This is a genomic window from Pseudomonas sp. LBUM1641, assembly GCF_059716235.1.
Genome location: NZ_CP166815.1, coordinates 4658706 through 4674053, shown reverse-complemented (window position 1 = coordinate 4674053; position 15348 = coordinate 4658706). Strand labels below are relative to the sequence as shown.

Sequence of the window (15348 nt, the reverse complement as noted above, 5' to 3'; positions counted from 1 at the left end):
CGCCATGCCAAGCCCAAACCGTGCCCTGCGCCTGCTGCTGATCGGCATGCTCGCCAGCCTCTTGCAGGCCTGCGACATGGACCTCTACACCAACCTCAGCGAGCGCGACGCCAACGCCATGGTCGCGGTGCTGCTGCGCGACGGCATCCCGGCGACGCGCAAGGTGCAGGACAACGGCCAGCTGAAAGTGGTGGTCGACGAACAGCGCTTCGCCGAAGCCATGACCCTGCTGGACAACGCCGGCCTGCCGCAGCAGAGCTTCTCCAACATGGGCGAGGTGTTCAAGGGCAACGGCCTGGTGTCGTCGCCGGTGCAGGAGCGGGCGCAGATGATCTACGCCCTGAGCGAAGAACTGTCCCACTCGGTGTCGCAGATCGACGGCATCGTCTCGGCGCGGGTGCATGTAGTGCTGCCGGACAATGACCTGCTCAAGCGAGTGATCTCGCCGTCGTCGGCCTCGGTACTGGTGCGCTACGACCCGGGCACCGATATCAACACCCTGATCCCGCAGATCAAGACCCTGGTAGCCAACGGTATTTCCGGCCTGAGCTATGACGGCGTCTCGGTGACGGCGATCAAGGCCGCCGTGTCCATCAGCCAGAACCCGGCGCAACCGAGATTGGCGCGCTTCATGGGCCTGTGGCTGTTGGAAGACAACCTCAACCAGGCGCGGTTGCTGTTCGGCGGTTTGCTGCTGCTCGCCCTCGGCGCATGCGGCGTGTTGGCCCGTCAACAATGGGCGCGGCGCCAGTCCCAGGCGTTGTATGTGCTCAAGGAGGGTGAATGAGCCTGTTGGAGCGTTGGCAGGGCCTGATCGCCCAACCGTTGCAGTTTGTGCGCGAGCAAAGCCTCGGCGAATGTTTTGGCGAAGGCCTGCCCACTGAGGTGCTGCAAGCCTTGCACGGGCAGCCGCGTTTTCGGTCGCGCCTGGAGCAGTTGCTGGCCAGGCATTATCAGCTTGCGCCGCTTGCGCATCTGGTCACGCCGCCGGCCGCCGATTTGCCGGTGCTGCTGCTGAGCCCGGCGCAATTTGAGCGCCTGCCCAGGCTGTGTGGTGCGATCTGGCATGCGTCGACCTTGAGCCGGGAGATCCGCCGCGAAGTGGTCAATGAGCTGCGCGAAGGCCTCGGCCAGGAAGCCTTTGCCCTGGCCCTGGCGAACCGGCAGTTGGGCGGCGCGGCCGACCTGCTGCGTGAACCCGCCGAGTTGATCGACGCCATCGACCGCGATGGCCTCACCTGTGTCGCCGCCTGGCTGCAGGCCCAGCCCGCCGAGTTGCAGGGCTGGCTGCCCCTGCGTTTTGTCGCACCCAAAGGCTATAGCGGGCGCTTGCCCCGCGACCTGGAAATTGTCCAGACCGTCGCCGCCCGGTTGCTCGCCGAGGAGCATGCCCATGAGTGAATTACCCAGCCGTCCTGCGGCGCGGATTTTGCGCGCCGATGAAGCGGCGTTGTGGACCGATGGTTTCGCCTTCGTGCAAGCCGCCAAGGAACACGCCGAACAGATCAAGGCCGACAGCGACCAGTGGCTGCACACCGCACGTGCCGAAGGCTTTGAAAGCGCGCGGCGCGAAGGCGCCGAACAGGTCGCGCAGTTGCTGCTGGAAACCCAGGCCCAGGTCCAGCATTACCTGGCCGGGCTTGAAGCATCGCTGGCGGATTTGGCCCTGGGCATCGTGCGTGAAGTGCTCGGCGAGCTGGACGACACCGACCGCGTGGTGCGCTGCACGCGCCAGGCGTTGAGCGCGTTTCGCCAAGGCCAGGCGCTGATCTTGTGGGTGCCACCGGCCGAAGTGAACGCGCTGCGCCAACCGTTGCTGAAGGACGGCATCGCCGTGGAGGCCGATGCGCAACTGAGCGCTGGCCAGGCCCGCCTCAGCAGTCCGGCGGGCTCGGTTGAGTTGGGGCTGGAAGCGCAGTTGCAAACCCTGCGTCGCAGCCTGTTGCCCTTTGCCGAAGAGGGCGTGGCATGAACCTCAATCAGTTGCTGCCGCGCCTGACCGAGCGCTTGTCCCTGGCCCGCTTGCGTCCGATGCAAGGCACGGTGCTGAGTATTCGCGGGGTGTTGCTGCGGGCCAGCGTGGCGGGGGCGAGCATCGGCGAGCTGTGTCATTTGCGCGACCCGGTCAGTGGCCGCAGCCTCAGCGCCGAGGTGATTGGTTTTGATGGTGACGAAGCGATCCTGTCGCCCATCGGTTCCATGGAAGGCCTGTCGACCCGCACGCAAATCATCGCCACCGGCGAAAGCCTCGGTGTGGCGGTAGGCGATGCGCAACTCGGACGAGTGATCAGCCCCATGGGCGAGTTTCTCGACGGTGATGGTGTATCGCCGACCCTGAACTTGCAGACCTATCCCTTGCATGCCGAGCCTCCGGCACCGTTCTCGCGGCAATTGATCGTACGCTCCATGGCCTTGGGTATTCGCTCCATCGATGGTTTGCTGACCCTTGCACAAGGCCAGCGCATGGGCATCTTTGGCGAGCCCGGGGTGGGCAAGTCCTCATTGTTGGCGAGCATCATCCGTAACAGTGAAGCCGATGTGATTGTCATCGGCCTCATTGGCGAGCGGGGCAGGGAAGTGCGCGAACTGCTGGACGTGCAACTGGACGCCCAGGCCCGCGCGCGCACCGTCGCGGTGGTTGCCACCTCGGATCGCCCGGCGGCCGAGCGAGTACGTGCGGCGTTTGTCGCCACCACCCTGGCCGAGTACCACCGCGACCAGGGCCGTAACGTACTGCTGCTGATGGACAGCCTCACACGGTTCGCCCGGGCCCAGCGCGAGATCGGCCTGGCCGTGGGTGAGCCACCGACACGTCGCGGTTATCCGCCGTCGTTTTTTGCCACCTTGCCCAAGTTGCTGGAGCGCGCCGGCCCGGGCCCCACAGGCAGCATCACCGCGCTGTACACCGTACTCACCGAAGGCGACGCCGCCAGCGATCCGGTGGCCGAGGAAGCACGTTCGATCCTCGACGGGCACATCGCCCTCAGCGCCGAACTGGCGCAGCGCAACTACTTCCCGGCGGTGGACGTGCTGCGCAGTCGCAGCCGGTTGATGGAGCAGGTGGCGGGTGACGAACACAAACGCCTGGCAATGCGCATCCGTGAATTGATGGCGCGATACGGCGAAATCGAAATGCTGATCCGCGTCGGCGAGTACTCCGCCGGCAGCGACCCCCTGGCCGACGAAGCGATCGCCCGCCATGCCGCGATCGAAGCCTTCCTGCGCCAGAACGCCGACGAACCCAGCAGCCCCGAACACACCTTGACCCGCATGCGCCAGGTGCTGGCATGAGCCCGAAAGCGCAGCAAGATCCAGTGTGGGAGCTGTCGAGCTTCAGCGAGGCTGCGATGGCGTCAGCACTGCCGACATCGCTATCGCAGCCTCGCCGGGGCTCAACAGCTCCCACATTCAATCTTCATGCACTCAGTGAGTGCGCTGTTGGTATGACGATGGAGAAAAGAACCGATGAAGACTGAACAACTGCGCACCCTGCAAACTCTGCGGGTGCTGCGGGAACAACGGGCGGCCAGCCAGTTGGCGGCGCAGCAGCAACGTTGCGCGCAAACCCACGGCGCCCTGACTGATGCCAAGGAGCAATTGCGCCTGCACCGCGAAGCCGTTGCCCGTGAGGCCGGCGAGATTTACGCCTCACTCACAGAGGGCTTGTCGGTGGCCAGTTGGCAGGCAGCCCAGGATCGCCTGCGGGGCTTGTCCGACGATGAGCGCTTGCTCGAGGGCGACGTCACCCACGTGTCCAGCACCCTGCAAACCCAGGAACGCGAGCGTGAGCTGTTTCGCCAGGAACGCCTGAGCCGCCAGCGCCAGTCCGACGCCTGGCAAAGCCTGCTGGACGGGCGTGAAAGCTGCGAGCGGGTCGCCGGTGAGTTGCGTGAAGAACAAGGGCTCGGCACATGATCGTCGCCCTTGCCGACCCGTTGGGCCCCTGGCTCGAACACCACGACCTGGCGCTGCTCACCGTGCATAACCAGCTGCACCGCCGGCGCCATGCGTGGCAGGGCCGTTGTGCCGGGCAGGACTTGAGCGTCGCCTGGGCCGCCGATCCCCAGCCGCTGAAATCGCCTCGGGATGTGCAGCTGTTGCTCGGCCAGTCACCGGTGCGCCTGCGTCTGTCCGCCGCCGCTGTGGAACAAGTGCTGGTGCCGCTGGCGTTGCAGTTCGACGCGCAGGTGCTGCCGTCATTGCCGCGCTCGCTGTTGCTGGAGCTGGCCGTGCTGGATCTGATCGAGCGCCTCGAACCGTTGCTCGGCCACCCCGTGCAGTTGCTCGAAGCCAGTGACGAGGCGCGGTCTTACCCCGTGCACCTGGCGCTGACATTGACCTTCGGCAACACCCCGCCAATGGCCGCCCAGCTCGACCTGAGCGAAAGCGCTGCGTTCCTTGTGGCGCAGTTGCTGGAGCAACACGGCCAGGTCCAAGCCGACCCGTTGCCCGCGCTGCGCCAGACACTCTCGGTGCTCACCGGGCAGCAATGGCTGAGCCTCGGTGAGTTGCGCAGCCTGCAGCCCGGCGATGTGCTGATGCTCGAAGCCGGCAGCGGCCTGCTGTTGGACCTTGAGGGCCGCCTGCAAGCCCGCTGCCGACGCGACGGCTCATCGCTGCAGCTACAGGAACCTTTGAAATCGCCCCTTTTGGACATGGAGAACACAATGACTGATGTCGATGCCGCCGCGGCCCTGGACGATTTGCCCCTCAAGCTGGTGTGCCAGGTCGGCAGCCTGGAACTGACCCTGGCGCAACTGCGGGAGTTGGGCGCGGGCAGCCTGCTGCAACTGAATACGCCGACGGTGGATGGCGTTGACCTGATGGTCAACGGCCGCCGCGTCGGCCAGGGCCAACTGGTGAAAATCGGTGACGGCCTGGGTGTGCGCCTGCTGAGTTTCGCCACCCCATGACCGGTTATCAGCCGAACCTGATCGAGATCATCCTGGTGGTTGCCACCATCGGGTTGATCCCGCTGGCGGTGGTGACCCTCACCGGCTTCATGAAAATCTCGGTGGTGCTGTTCCTGATCCGCAACGCCCTGGGCGTGCAGCAAACGCCGCCGAACCTGGTGCTGTACGGCATCGCGCTGATTCTCTCGGTGTACGTCACTACGCCGTTGATTGGCGACATGTACCGCCAGGTGGAAGGGCGCGACCTGAACATCGAGCACGTCGAGCAACTCAAGGACCTAGGCGACGCCTTGCGCCCGCCGCTACAGGCGCACCTGGCGCGGTTCGCCAATGAGTCCGAGCGCGGCTTTTTCGTGCAGGCCACCGAGACCATCTGGTCGCCGGAAGCCCGTGCCGACCTGCGGGATGACGACCTGGTGGTGCTGATCCCGGCGTTCGTCAGCTCGGAGCTGACCCGGGCCTTCGAGATCGGGTTCCTGTTGTATATCCCGTTCCTGGTGGTGGATTTGCTGGTGTCCAACGTGTTGATGGCGATGGGCATGTCGATGGTCTCGCCGAACCTGATTTCGATCCCGCTGAAAATCTTCCTGTTCGTGTCATTGAGCGGCTGGTCGCGCCTGATGCACGGTTTGATTCTGAGTTACGGCTGAGGCACGACCCATGGGCCAGGACGTTTTCCTGTCATTGATGAAACAGGCACTGATGACCGTGCTGATGCTCTCCGCGCCAGCGCTCGGGGTGGCAATTATCGTCGGCTTGAGCGTGGGCCTGTTCCAGGCGCTCACCCAGATCCAGGACCAGACCCTGCCCCAAGTGGTGAAGCTGGTGGCGGTGCTGCTGACCATCGTGTTCCTGGGGCCGGTGCTGGCCGGGCAAGTGGCGGAACTCGGCAGCCAGGTGCTGGATAACTTCCCGTTGTGGACGCGCTGACTGCCCATGGATGCCAGCCTTACCGCACAGTTTCTCGAAGTCGCCTACCCGGTGATCAGCTCGGCCTCGCTGGCGGCCTGCCGGGCCATGGGCGTGGTAGTGATCACCCCGGCGTTCAACCGCCTTGGGCTCACCGGGATGATTCGCGGCTGCGTGGCCGTGGCGATTTCGATCCCGATGTTCATGCCGGTGTTCGACGCCATGACCTCGATGCCCAACCACGGCAGCCTGTTTATCGCCGGGTTGCTGATCAAGGAATTCCTGATCGGCATCCTGATCGGCCTGTTGTTCGGCATCCCGTTCTGGGCGGCGGAGGTGGCGGGGGAGTTGATCGACCTGCAGCGCGGCTCGACCATGGCGCAACTGGTGGACCCGTTGTCCACCGGGGAATCAAGTGTGATGTCCACGTTGCTGACGGTGATGTTGATCACGCTGTTCTTCATGTCCGGCGGTTTTATCCTGATGGTCGACGGCTATTACCACAGCTACCAATTGTGGCCGGTCACCGCGTTCACCCCGGTATTTGCCAGCTCCGCGTTGCTGGCGGTGCTGTCGATTCTCGACCAGATCATGCGCGTCGGGGTGCTGATGGTCTCGCCGCTGATCATCTCGCTGCTGATCACCGACCTGATGCTCGCGTACCTGTCGCGCATGGCGCCGAACCTGCATATTTTCGACCTGTCGCTGCCGGTGAAAAACCTGTTTTTCTCGATCCTGATGGTAATCTACATCGGCTTCCTGATTCCATTGATGCTGGACCAGCTGGCGGAGTTTCGCGGCACCGTGGAACTGCTGAAAACCCTGGCGGGCATGGAGTAACGCATGGGCGATACCAGCGAAGAAAAATCCCAGCCGGCCACGGACAAAAAGCTCAAGGACGCGCGCAAGAAAGGCCAGGTCGCCAAGAGCCAGGACCTGGTCTCGGGCATGGTCATCCTGTTTTGCACCCTGTGCATCTCAATCCTCGCGCCACGGGCCCAGGCCCAGGTCACCGCGCTGATCGACCTCACCGCGCAGATCTACATCGAACCCTTCGCCACGGTGTGGCCTCGGGTGCTGGACCATGCCGAGCAACTGGTGATCGGCATCACCTTGCCGGTGATGGCGGTGACCACCGGGGTGGTGATCCTGACCAATATCATCACCATGCGCGGCTTTGTGTTTTCCGTGGAACCGATCAAGCCGGAGTTCAAGCGCATCAACCCGGCGGAAGGCTTCAAGAAGCTGTTCGCCTTGCGCAATTTTGTGGAATTCATCAAGGGCCTGATCAAGGTGCATGTGCTGGCCGTAGCGTTCTACGTGGTGGGGCGGCACGCGTTGCAGGCATTGATGGAGTCTTCGCGGTGTGGTGCCGGGTGTATCGAATCGACGTTTTTCCTGGTGCTCAAGCCGCTGGTGTTTACTGTACTGGCGGCCTTCATCCTGGTGGGCGGGGTAGACGTGTTGATGCAACGCTGGCTGTTTGGCCGCGACATGAAAATGACCCGCAGCGAGACCAAGCGCGAGCGCAAGGATATCGATGGCGACCCGCTGATCAAGAGCGAGAGGCGGCGCCAGCGCCAGGAGATGCAGGCGCTTGCCACCAAGCTGGGGCTGGGCCGGGCTTCGATGATGATCGGCACCACCGATGGCTGGGTAATCGGTGTGCGCTATGTGCGTGGGGAAACGCCGGTGCCGGTGGTGGTGTGCCGGGCTTCGCCGGAGGAGGCGTTGGGGATGCTGCAGGAGGCGTTTGATTTGGGCATTCCGCAGGCGCCAGACAAAAACCTGGCGGAGGCGATTGCAAGAAAGACCGTACCGGGAGATCCGGTACCGGATGCTTCGTTTCAGGCGGTGGCGGATTGGTTGGTGGCGGCGCGGTTGATTTGAAGGCTGACGGTCGCTGCTCTGGAACTGATTCGAAACGGGACGCCACAGACCAATAACCCATTGGCTTCTATTTCGCCTGTGCACGGTTCAGGCGAGACAGGTCGGGCAGATGGGAAACGGTTCTGTTGAACGCATCAGGAATATCAATTATGGCGATAAACTCTCATCTCTCTTCCAACACTGCGAGCTTGAACGCTGCTTCTCACGCGCATCCTGTGCGCCCTCCCACCAACCCGTTCGAGCAGTATTCGGATTCCGCAGTAGCTTCGGCGTTTGGCCACCACTTCCAGTCGTTCAAACACCCGACAACGCCGAACGCCACTGTCGGAAAAATCAGGCAAGTCGCAGCGCAATCGCTGACGGGCGATGCCGCCAAGGACAGAGTGACGATGTTGGCCAGGGAAGTGATCAAGCGCGACAACGTGCTCGACGCATTGGATTCGGTGGATGACAAAGGCGTGCGCGATGGAGTGATCGGGCCCTGGAACCCTAAACTGGCGGCTGAGCAGTTGTCGAACTGTCACACGCCACCGCCACCTCCCAAGCCTTGCTGCGCCAAACCGTTCAATATTTATGATCGAATGCCGGATTCGAGCCTGGCGCTGGCGTTTGGTAATAACTACAAGGCGTTTGGCAAACCGGAAAATGGCGTGGCCGACGTTGAGCAGATCTACAACATTGCGGGGCGTCAGCTGTCTGGCAACTGGGCAGAGGACAACATGACGTTGCTTGCCCGAGAAATCGTCAAGCGGTCTCATGTGAGCCACGCGTTGGACTCCATCGATGACAACGGCAGGCAGGACGGCATTATCGGTTATCGCAATGCACAACTGACATCCGCTCACCTGGCGCGCCGCTAAGCACACCGCCCTGGTCCTCAACCCCTGTGGAGCCGTTAAGCTACACAGGGTTTTTACCTTGTGTCAGGGCGATCAGGGCTTGTCTACATCATGATACTCACCGCCATACCCATCCCCCACGCGCCAGATGATGTCGTGGTTCTCATTGGTCCACTCCGACGGTTTCAGTGAGTATTTGTAGTCCTCTGAATTGCGGTTGTTCCCGTCGCCGATAAAGTCCGGATGGTCCCGCCGATGATCGCCGCCACGGATGCTCGAGCGTGCACCCCACTCTTCCTTGCGGAAATCAAAAATACTCTGGTCCTGCGGCGCATCCCGCTGGCCCCAGTCGGACAGGTACGTCTGCAACCACACATACGCCTCATCCCCGTTGGGCTTGAGCAGCCCGTCCTGCTTGAAGTCCTGGATCTGGTTCCAGTTCTGCATCGAGATCTTGTGCAGTTTGTGGGACTGCACGGTGCTCAGGATCGCCCCGACAAACGACAGCGCGCCGGAGATCAAAAAGCCCACCGGCCCCAGGAACGGAATGATCCGCCCGGTTACCCCCAGGGTGGTGAGCACGCCGCCGCCAGCCGCTACCAGGCTGCTGACGCCACCGGCCATGGACAGTGAACCGGAGGCGATTTTCACCGGGTCTTTCTCGCGCACGCCATCACGCAAGGTAAACGCCGCCTGGACCACACTGATCACGCCGCCCGCCACGTCGGTGGCCATGCCGATCACCTTGATCGCGCTGCTGGCGAACTTCGCGCCAAACCCGGCACCTGCCACGCCGCCGCGGCTGGCGATGCCTTTTTCGATACCTTCCTGGACCTTCTTCGCGCCTTCGTCGCTCCAGCCGCCACTGTTGAGGGCCTTGCCCACGTCCTTGCCGTCGTCCATGGCCTGGTCGACGATGTCGAAGTACTTCTTTTGCACCGCCTCGGCGTCCTTGGGCAGCGCGTGGTAACCCTCGCCGGGCTTGGCCCACAGGTCGGGCAGGGAACGGTCGAAGCCCATCAGTTTGTAGGCGTTGGTGCCGCGCAACTTGTCATAGACTTTCAAGCCCAGCGTGGCGAAGTGTGAGCCGGTGCCGAGGAAGCCAAGGAAGTCGTTGGCGATGCCCAGGCGCTTCATCGGTGTGTCGGCGAGCTTGCCGCCCTGGCCCGCGAGTTGGTAGACGATCCGGCCCATGCCGATCGCCCCGCCCACCGAGCCGAGTACGCCGTTGTCCTTGAGGAAGTTGAGGTTCTTCACGAAGGAGCTGCGGTTCTCTTCGCTGAGGCCCGGCATGATTTCCTTGCTCACCGCCTTGTCGATGTCGCTGAAGCTGATCACGCCGTTTTTCTGCCAGGTATCGCCGAGGGAAATCATCGCCTTACCGAAGTCGGCGGCGGCGTTTTTGTCCTTGAGCAATTGGTCGACGAATTTCGAATACACCCCCAGCGCCTGGCGCGGCAGGCCGTCGGCGCTGCCCTTGAGCATCGACAGGATGGCCATGGTGTTGTCGGTGGTGGCCAGGGCGGTATTGTCGTCGGAAATCTTGGTGGGATCGTCCATCAGCTTTTCAACGGCATCGGTGTAGCCGTCGATCTGCAGGTTTTGCAGGAAGTTGTCGGCCTTGGCCGGGTCGATGTCGGCGAGGGCGGTGTAGGCGGTCTGGATTTCCTGGGTGGCCAGTTCGGTCTTGCCGCTGTCCTGCAAGGACTTGATGTACTTGGTGAAATTCTCCGAGGAGGTGCTGTCGATCAGTTTCTGCCGGGTCTCCTCGACCTTGGCCTGGCCGCCGTCGACCTTGCCCAGGGCCGCGTCGTGGTTGGCCTTGATGTCGTGCTGGATGGTCGAGTCGCCGAGCAGGTCGTTGATGGTCTGGTCGATGGCCTTGGTGTCGAAGATGTTGTCGCGCACGTCCCGCGAGGTCACGTCGATGGGCGTGGTGGCGATGCCCTGGTTGCCGAACCCGTGCTCGGGAATGATCGACATGCCGTTGTCGGCCATGCTCCGGGCTTCCACCGCTCGCAGGAACTTGGCGCGCGGGTCGTCCTTGCCGATGCTGCCGTCCTTGACCCCGGCGCGGTAGCTGTCCACCAGGGTTTTCATCGACAGGTCCTGCACCGACAGCGGGTTGCCGCTTTCATCTTTTTCGGTGGTGGCCAGGTTGTCGACGGACACGTCCTTGAGGGGCGGCAGGCCGTTGTCGGTGCGCAGCTTGTCAACGTCGGTGGTCTGCGCGGCGATGTCGCTGCGGTAGCTGGAAATCTGCTCGAACAGCGGTGGGTTGCTGTCTTCCGACACCACGATTTTCTCTTCGCTGCCCCCCGGCTTGTGCTGGGTGAACGCGATCAGGCCGGGGCCATAATCACCGGCACCGCCAACGCTCATGATGTCCTCGGTGGAGGGCAGGTACGCGTCCGGGCCGGCGAGGGTATAACCGTCGCCCTTGGCCTTTTCGATGCCGGCCAGGGTTTGGCCCTTGCTGGTGTAGGCGGCGAAGGCTTCGGGGGTGATGTCCTTGGACACCACCAGCAATTTGCCGTCGGCCTGGTTGACCACGAGGATGCCGTCCATGGGCGCGTCAACCTTGCTGATGTCCCCCAGCTTCAGGCTGGCTTCGTCCTTGCGCAGCAGCGCCTGGCCGGGCAGGGACTGGGCGTTCTTGATGTAGTCGAAGGCTTGCGAACCTTCACTGGCGTGCACGGCGTGGAGGAAGTTGTAGAACGTCCCGCCGGCATTGGGGTTGGGATTACTGAGATCGGCGCCGGGTTGCGGCAGGTCGGCTTCGGACTTGCTGATCATGTACTTGTGGCCCTGGTGTTCAAACAGGATCACCCCGGCGCTGCTGTCTTCGGACACCACTTTCAACTGACTGAAATCGAGGTCTCCCGGCAGGCTGGTGACTGCTTCATAACCCTTGGTCTTGCCGTCATTCAGAGCCTGCTTGGTCACCCCAGCCTGGGTGTAGGTGCTGAAGGCTTGAGGCGTGAGCAATTCGGAGATGACCAGGGTCTTGCCGTTTTCCAGGCTCACCTTGAGGATGCCGTCTTCGGCCTTGCCCACGGATTTGATATTGGCCAGGCGTACGCCGTCGCCGTCTTCGCGCAGCAGTTGCTGGTCGGGGTTCTTCAGGCTTTCGACGATGGCCTTGCCGGCCGGGGTGCCCTGGGTTTCGGCGAGAGTCTGGAGGAAGGTGTACAACGGCGTGCCTTCGTCGGGACCGCCCTGGTTGACCGGGGCCACGGCATGGCCGAAGCGCAGGTTTTTCAGCACGTCGAACCCGTCCTGGGCGTTGGCCGCACCCTCGGCGCTGATCTTGTATTTGGCGCCGTCCTGTTCGAAGTAGATCACCCCGGCGTCTTTGTCCTGGGAGATGACCTTGAGCTTGTCGATGTCGAGTTTGCCCGGCAGGGCGGTGACTTCCTTATAGTCCTCGGGCTTAAGGGTTTTGTCGCCCGGTCCGCTGCTGGCGAGGACTTTGGCTTTGTTCAGGACTGCGTCGAAAACGCGCTCGGGAGCGTTGGGTTGATCGACGCGGGGAGAGGCGGGTTTTTCGGGACGGGTGATCATCGGTTCAGTCCATGTGAGGGGGCGCACGAGGACTCGATCTTAGGGGCTGAAAGCGGGTAAAAGCGGGTTTGTTGGCAACAAGTCACAAGCTTTCACGGGTGTGAATTCGCGGGAATGTCCTCGATGCCTCTCAGCGTCTCCATCGCAGTGGGCAACGCATCCCGACATCAGGTTCAGGTCACCACCACTTCCATTTTCCCTGCTCTTTCAGCGTCGTAATGATCGCTTCGCGTTTGTGCCGGATCTCAAGCATTTTCTGGCGCATTTCCCGGCAGCGGTTGCTGTTGAGGATCAGCAAGCCCACGAGTGGGCCAAGAAGGGCCATGGAGTAGAGGTAGGTGTTGGGGCGGTAGGTGATGGCGGGGAGAGATATCAGCAGACAGACGAAATAGATCCCTACGTTTATCCAGACCCAATGAGGCCGCCCGGACACAACCTGAATCTGCGCCAGGGAAAACAATATGCTTACAGCCAATCCGCCAAAAAACCAATTACGTAGCGTGCGATCTTCGAGGGCATTGTCAAGGTAGGTCACTAAAACCAGGATCCCCATCATTGCGATGGAAAAACATCCTGCAAGCATCCAGCTCGCAATGGTCGGCATATAGCGCTTCAGCAGTGGTCGCGGATCCTCAATGAAAAAAAATGAATAGTAGAGGTCTTTCCCGCTCATTGTTTTCCAGTCTTTAAAGTCGCCGTCCACATTGCTCAGATCTTTTGTCTTTTTGCGTATGTTCACTGGCTAACCTCTTCATAGATTCCGATTGCCAGCGTCTTGACGTTTCCTGATACCGCGCTGCTGGTAAAACCCAGCGTTGCAGCCAAGGCGTCTCTGATGTGGTTGGTGGCGGCGCCTTTGATCATCAGGATGAAGCGGGCATGGCACGCTCACTTATTGTTCCTGTTGGCGCAGGTCACCACCACTTCCATCTTCCCTGTTCTTTCAGCGTCGCAATGATGGCTTCGCGTTTGTGCCGGATCTCAAGCATTTTCTGGTGCATTTCCCGGCAGCGGTTGCTGTTTAGGATCAGCAAGCCCACGAGTGGGCCAAGAAGGGCCATGGAGTAGAGGTAGGTGTTGGGGCGGTAGGTGATGGCAGGGAGAGATATCAGCAGGCAGATAAGATAAACCCCTATATGTATCCAGACCCAATGAGTTCGCCCGGCCAACACCTGCGCCTTGGCGAGAGAAAACACCACGCTCAACGCCAACGCTCCGAAAAAAACGCTTTTGGTGACCACGTCTATTTGGAGTCCGGAGAGATAACTTACTGCCACCAAGAGAGCGGCCATCGCAATCGAAAAACATCCAGCAAGAAGATCTCCCCCTATGACCGGCATGTAACGCTTTAGCAGAGGGCGCGGGTCTTCAATATAAAAAGCCGAGTAATAAAGATCTTTCCCGCTCATTGTTTTCCAGTTTTTTAAGTCGCCACTCAGGTTGTCCAGGGGGGCTGTCTTTTTATGCTTGTTCACTGGCTCACCTCTTCATAGATACCAATAGCCAGTGTCTTGACGTTTCCTGACATGGCGCTGCTGGTGAAACCCAGCGTTGCTGCCAAGGCATCTCTGATGTGGTTGGTGGTCGCTTTCTGCATTTGTGTTGCACTGATGCGCTTGGTGGCCGCACCGGAAGCCTGTTTTAACTTGAGTAGCTTCGGTGTCAGGCGCGGGTCCCTGATCTTGAGCAGCTCATCATTCAGCTTCGCTCGTTCTTGACGGGTAAGTCCTCTCAGCACTTGTCGTAAGGGCTTGCCGGTTACTTTTGTGGTCGTATTGATCGCTTTTATCGTGGTCAACGTTGAGGTCGCGATGCCCAGCAAGGCAACGCTGTCCAATAAAACCATTACGGCCCGATACCAGGCTTCGTTGTCCAGGTAGTCATAAGCTGCAGGAAGCGCAACTTCAAATCCAGTTCGAAGCACTCCCGCAACGCACTGCGCGATACTCGCTGTTGCAGCCGCTTTCCCAATAAACGTAATCACCGCACTGGTCCCGGCCGTAAACGGCATCAGCGCAATCCCACTTGAAATCACCACCCAGCTCAGTATCGCCCCCGTGCACGTCACTGCAGTATTCAACGCCTCGGCCACCCGTTTCGACTCCCGAGGTTCGTGGGCCAGCATCCGCTTGAACTCTGAAGGCCCCACATACCTGGGCGCCTCGCGCAACACCACCTTCTTGGGCACCACGCTGCAAATCGGCTGGAATTCGCGCAGGGTCACTACGTTGAACTGCTCATCGATGTACACCACGCCGGCGCCGATCAGCGCCGGATCGCTGTCGATGGCGAAGAACAACCGGTGCAGGTCGAGGCTGCTTTCAATCCGTTGGCGGGTGGTGAGATGGGCTGAAGGGAATCCGTCTTTCAGCAGGGAAGCAGCCATTCCTTAACTCCTGGAGTTTGCGAGAGCCGAGAGAGTAGAGAGGGCGTGGCGCACATGAATGTAGGAGCGTTCGCTTTTTCAAGACAGGCACTTCCCGATCCCGCTTGGGCGTCTTGTGAGCACCACGCCGCATAAGGAAGAGTGCGCCCCTCGCCACTACCGGCGAAAACCAACACAGGGAGTAAGCATGGCCACTGATATGTTTTTGAAACTGGGCGATATCAAGGGTGAGTCGCGGGACCAGAGCCATCGCGACGAGATCGATATCGCCAGCTGGGCATGGGGTTTGTCCCAGGAGGGTTCCATGCATACCGGCACGGGTGGTGGGGCGGGGAAGGTCAGCATTGCCAACCTGAATCTCAAGAAAGCGCTGGATAAATCCAGCCCCAATCTGATGATGGCATGTGCCAGTGGCAAGCATTATCCGGAGGCGCGTCTGGTGGTGCGCAAGGCGGGCGGCCCAAGCGCAGTGGAGTATTTGATCATCACCTTGAAGGAGGTGCTGGTGTGCGGCTACGACATCCGCACTGAAGATGACAGTGAACGACTTCAGGAAAACATCGCCCTGAATTTTGCCAGCGTGGAAGTCAGCTACCAGGCGCAAAAGGCCGACGGTGCCAAGGAAGGCGGCCCGGTGAAGTTTGGCTGGAACATCCGGCAGAACGTCAAGATTTGACGGGTGAAGCAGGCATGACCTGCTATAGGTCAGGACGACCCTCTATTTTCCCCGGACCTTGTGCTATTGGGATGAACACAATCGCGCGCAGTCGTCGACGAGACTCTCAAAAAAACGCCGGGGATCTGTGAGCGAGCCTGGGAAGTACCGATTGTTTCAGCCTGACCTTGC

The 15348-nt window shown here is 61.1% G+C and carries 16 protein-coding genes; 12 read left to right on the top strand and 4 right to left on the bottom strand.

Features of this window, described 5'->3' with window-relative positions; all coding sequences use genetic code 11:
- Positions 1-4: 4 nt before the first annotated feature.
- The 11 genes from sctJ to ACA046_RS21450 all read left to right on the top strand — a co-directional run bounded on the left by sctJ (position 5) and on the right by ACA046_RS21450 (position 8572).
- A complete protein-coding gene (gene sctJ / locus ACA046_RS21500) occupies positions 5-787 on the top strand; it encodes a type III secretion system inner membrane ring lipoprotein SctJ (protein WP_459022275.1) in 783 nt (260 codons plus the stop codon).
- On the top strand, positions 784-1401 hold the full coding sequence (locus ACA046_RS21495; RefSeq protein ID WP_459022273.1) for a type III secretion protein: 618 nt from the start codon (positions 784-786) through the stop codon (positions 1399-1401). The genes sctJ and ACA046_RS21495 overlap by 4 nt, the downstream gene beginning before the upstream one ends.
- On the top strand, positions 1394-1972 hold the full coding sequence (locus ACA046_RS21490; RefSeq protein WP_497674923.1) for a FliH/SctL family protein: 579 nt from the start codon (positions 1394-1396) through the stop codon (positions 1970-1972). Before ACA046_RS21495 ends, ACA046_RS21490 begins: the two co-directional genes overlap by 8 nt.
- Positions 1969-3291 (top strand): FliI/YscN family ATPase, encoded by a 1323-nt coding sequence (locus tag ACA046_RS21485; protein WP_167664486.1) that lies wholly within the window; start codon positions 1969-1971, stop codon positions 3289-3291. The genes ACA046_RS21490 and ACA046_RS21485 overlap by 4 nt, the downstream gene beginning before the upstream one ends.
- 174 nt (positions 3292-3465) lie before the next feature.
- Entirely contained in the window at positions 3466-3915 is a 450-nt protein-coding gene (locus tag ACA046_RS21480) for a hypothetical protein (protein WP_076014143.1), read from the top strand.
- A complete protein-coding gene (sctQ, locus tag ACA046_RS21475) occupies positions 3912-4913 on the top strand; it encodes a type III secretion system cytoplasmic ring protein SctQ (protein ID WP_459022268.1) in 1002 nt (333 codons plus the stop codon). Before ACA046_RS21480 ends, sctQ begins: the two co-directional genes overlap by 4 nt.
- A complete protein-coding gene (gene sctR, locus ACA046_RS21470) occupies positions 4910-5563 on the top strand; it encodes a type III secretion system export apparatus subunit SctR (RefSeq protein ID WP_003208316.1) in 654 nt (217 codons plus the stop codon). Before sctQ ends, sctR begins: the two co-directional genes overlap by 4 nt.
- Before the next feature lie 10 nt (positions 5564-5573).
- Positions 5574-5843 (top strand): type III secretion system export apparatus subunit SctS, encoded by a 270-nt coding sequence (gene sctS, locus ACA046_RS21465; protein WP_003208314.1) that lies wholly within the window; start codon positions 5574-5576, stop codon positions 5841-5843.
- A 6-nt stretch (positions 5844-5849) separates the two neighbouring features.
- Positions 5850-6662: a type III secretion system export apparatus subunit SctT gene (gene sctT, locus ACA046_RS21460; RefSeq protein ID WP_459022265.1), complete on the top strand. Its 813-nt coding sequence runs from the start codon at positions 5850-5852 to the stop codon at positions 6660-6662.
- A 3-nt stretch (positions 6663-6665) separates the two neighbouring features.
- Positions 6666-7712 carry an EscU/YscU/HrcU family type III secretion system export apparatus switch protein gene (locus ACA046_RS21455; RefSeq protein ID WP_076014141.1) on the top strand — a complete coding sequence of 349 codons (1047 nt, stop codon included), beginning with the start codon at positions 6666-6668 and terminating at the stop codon, positions 7710-7712.
- A gap of 149 nt (positions 7713-7861) precedes the next feature.
- Positions 7862-8572: a hypothetical protein gene (locus ACA046_RS21450; RefSeq protein ID WP_459022262.1), complete on the top strand. Its 711-nt coding sequence runs from the start codon at positions 7862-7864 to the stop codon at positions 8570-8572.
- A 72-nt stretch (positions 8573-8644) separates the two neighbouring features.
- Here the strand turns inward: ACA046_RS21450 and ACA046_RS21445 are convergent, their stop codons facing one another.
- From ACA046_RS21445 to ssp4, 4 genes are all read right to left on the bottom strand, one after another.
- Positions 8645-12115 carry a hypothetical protein gene (locus ACA046_RS21445; RefSeq protein WP_497674922.1) on the bottom strand — a complete coding sequence of 1157 codons (3471 nt, stop codon included), beginning with the start codon at positions 12113-12115 and terminating at the stop codon, positions 8645-8647.
- Positions 12116-12293: 178 nt separating this feature from the next.
- Entirely contained in the window at positions 12294-12854 is a 561-nt protein-coding gene (locus ACA046_RS21440) for a hypothetical protein (RefSeq protein ID WP_459022259.1), read from the bottom strand.
- Between the two features lie 175 nt (positions 12855-13029).
- Positions 13030-13590, bottom strand: a complete 561-nt coding sequence (locus ACA046_RS21435) for a hypothetical protein (RefSeq protein ID WP_307519702.1) — start codon at positions 13588-13590, stop codon at positions 13030-13032.
- Positions 13587-14501, bottom strand: a complete 915-nt coding sequence (gene ssp4, locus ACA046_RS21430) for an Ssp4 family T6SS effector (protein WP_497674921.1) — start codon at positions 14499-14501, stop codon at positions 13587-13589. Before ssp4 ends, ACA046_RS21435 begins: the two co-directional genes overlap by 4 nt.
- 187 nt (positions 14502-14688) lie before the next feature.
- Here ssp4 and ACA046_RS21425 point away from each other — a divergent pair, with 187 nt between their 5' ends.
- Entirely contained in the window at positions 14689-15177 is a 489-nt protein-coding gene (locus ACA046_RS21425; protein WP_497674920.1) for an Hcp family type VI secretion system effector, read from the top strand.
- The last annotated feature ends 171 nt before the right edge of the window (positions 15178-15348 follow it).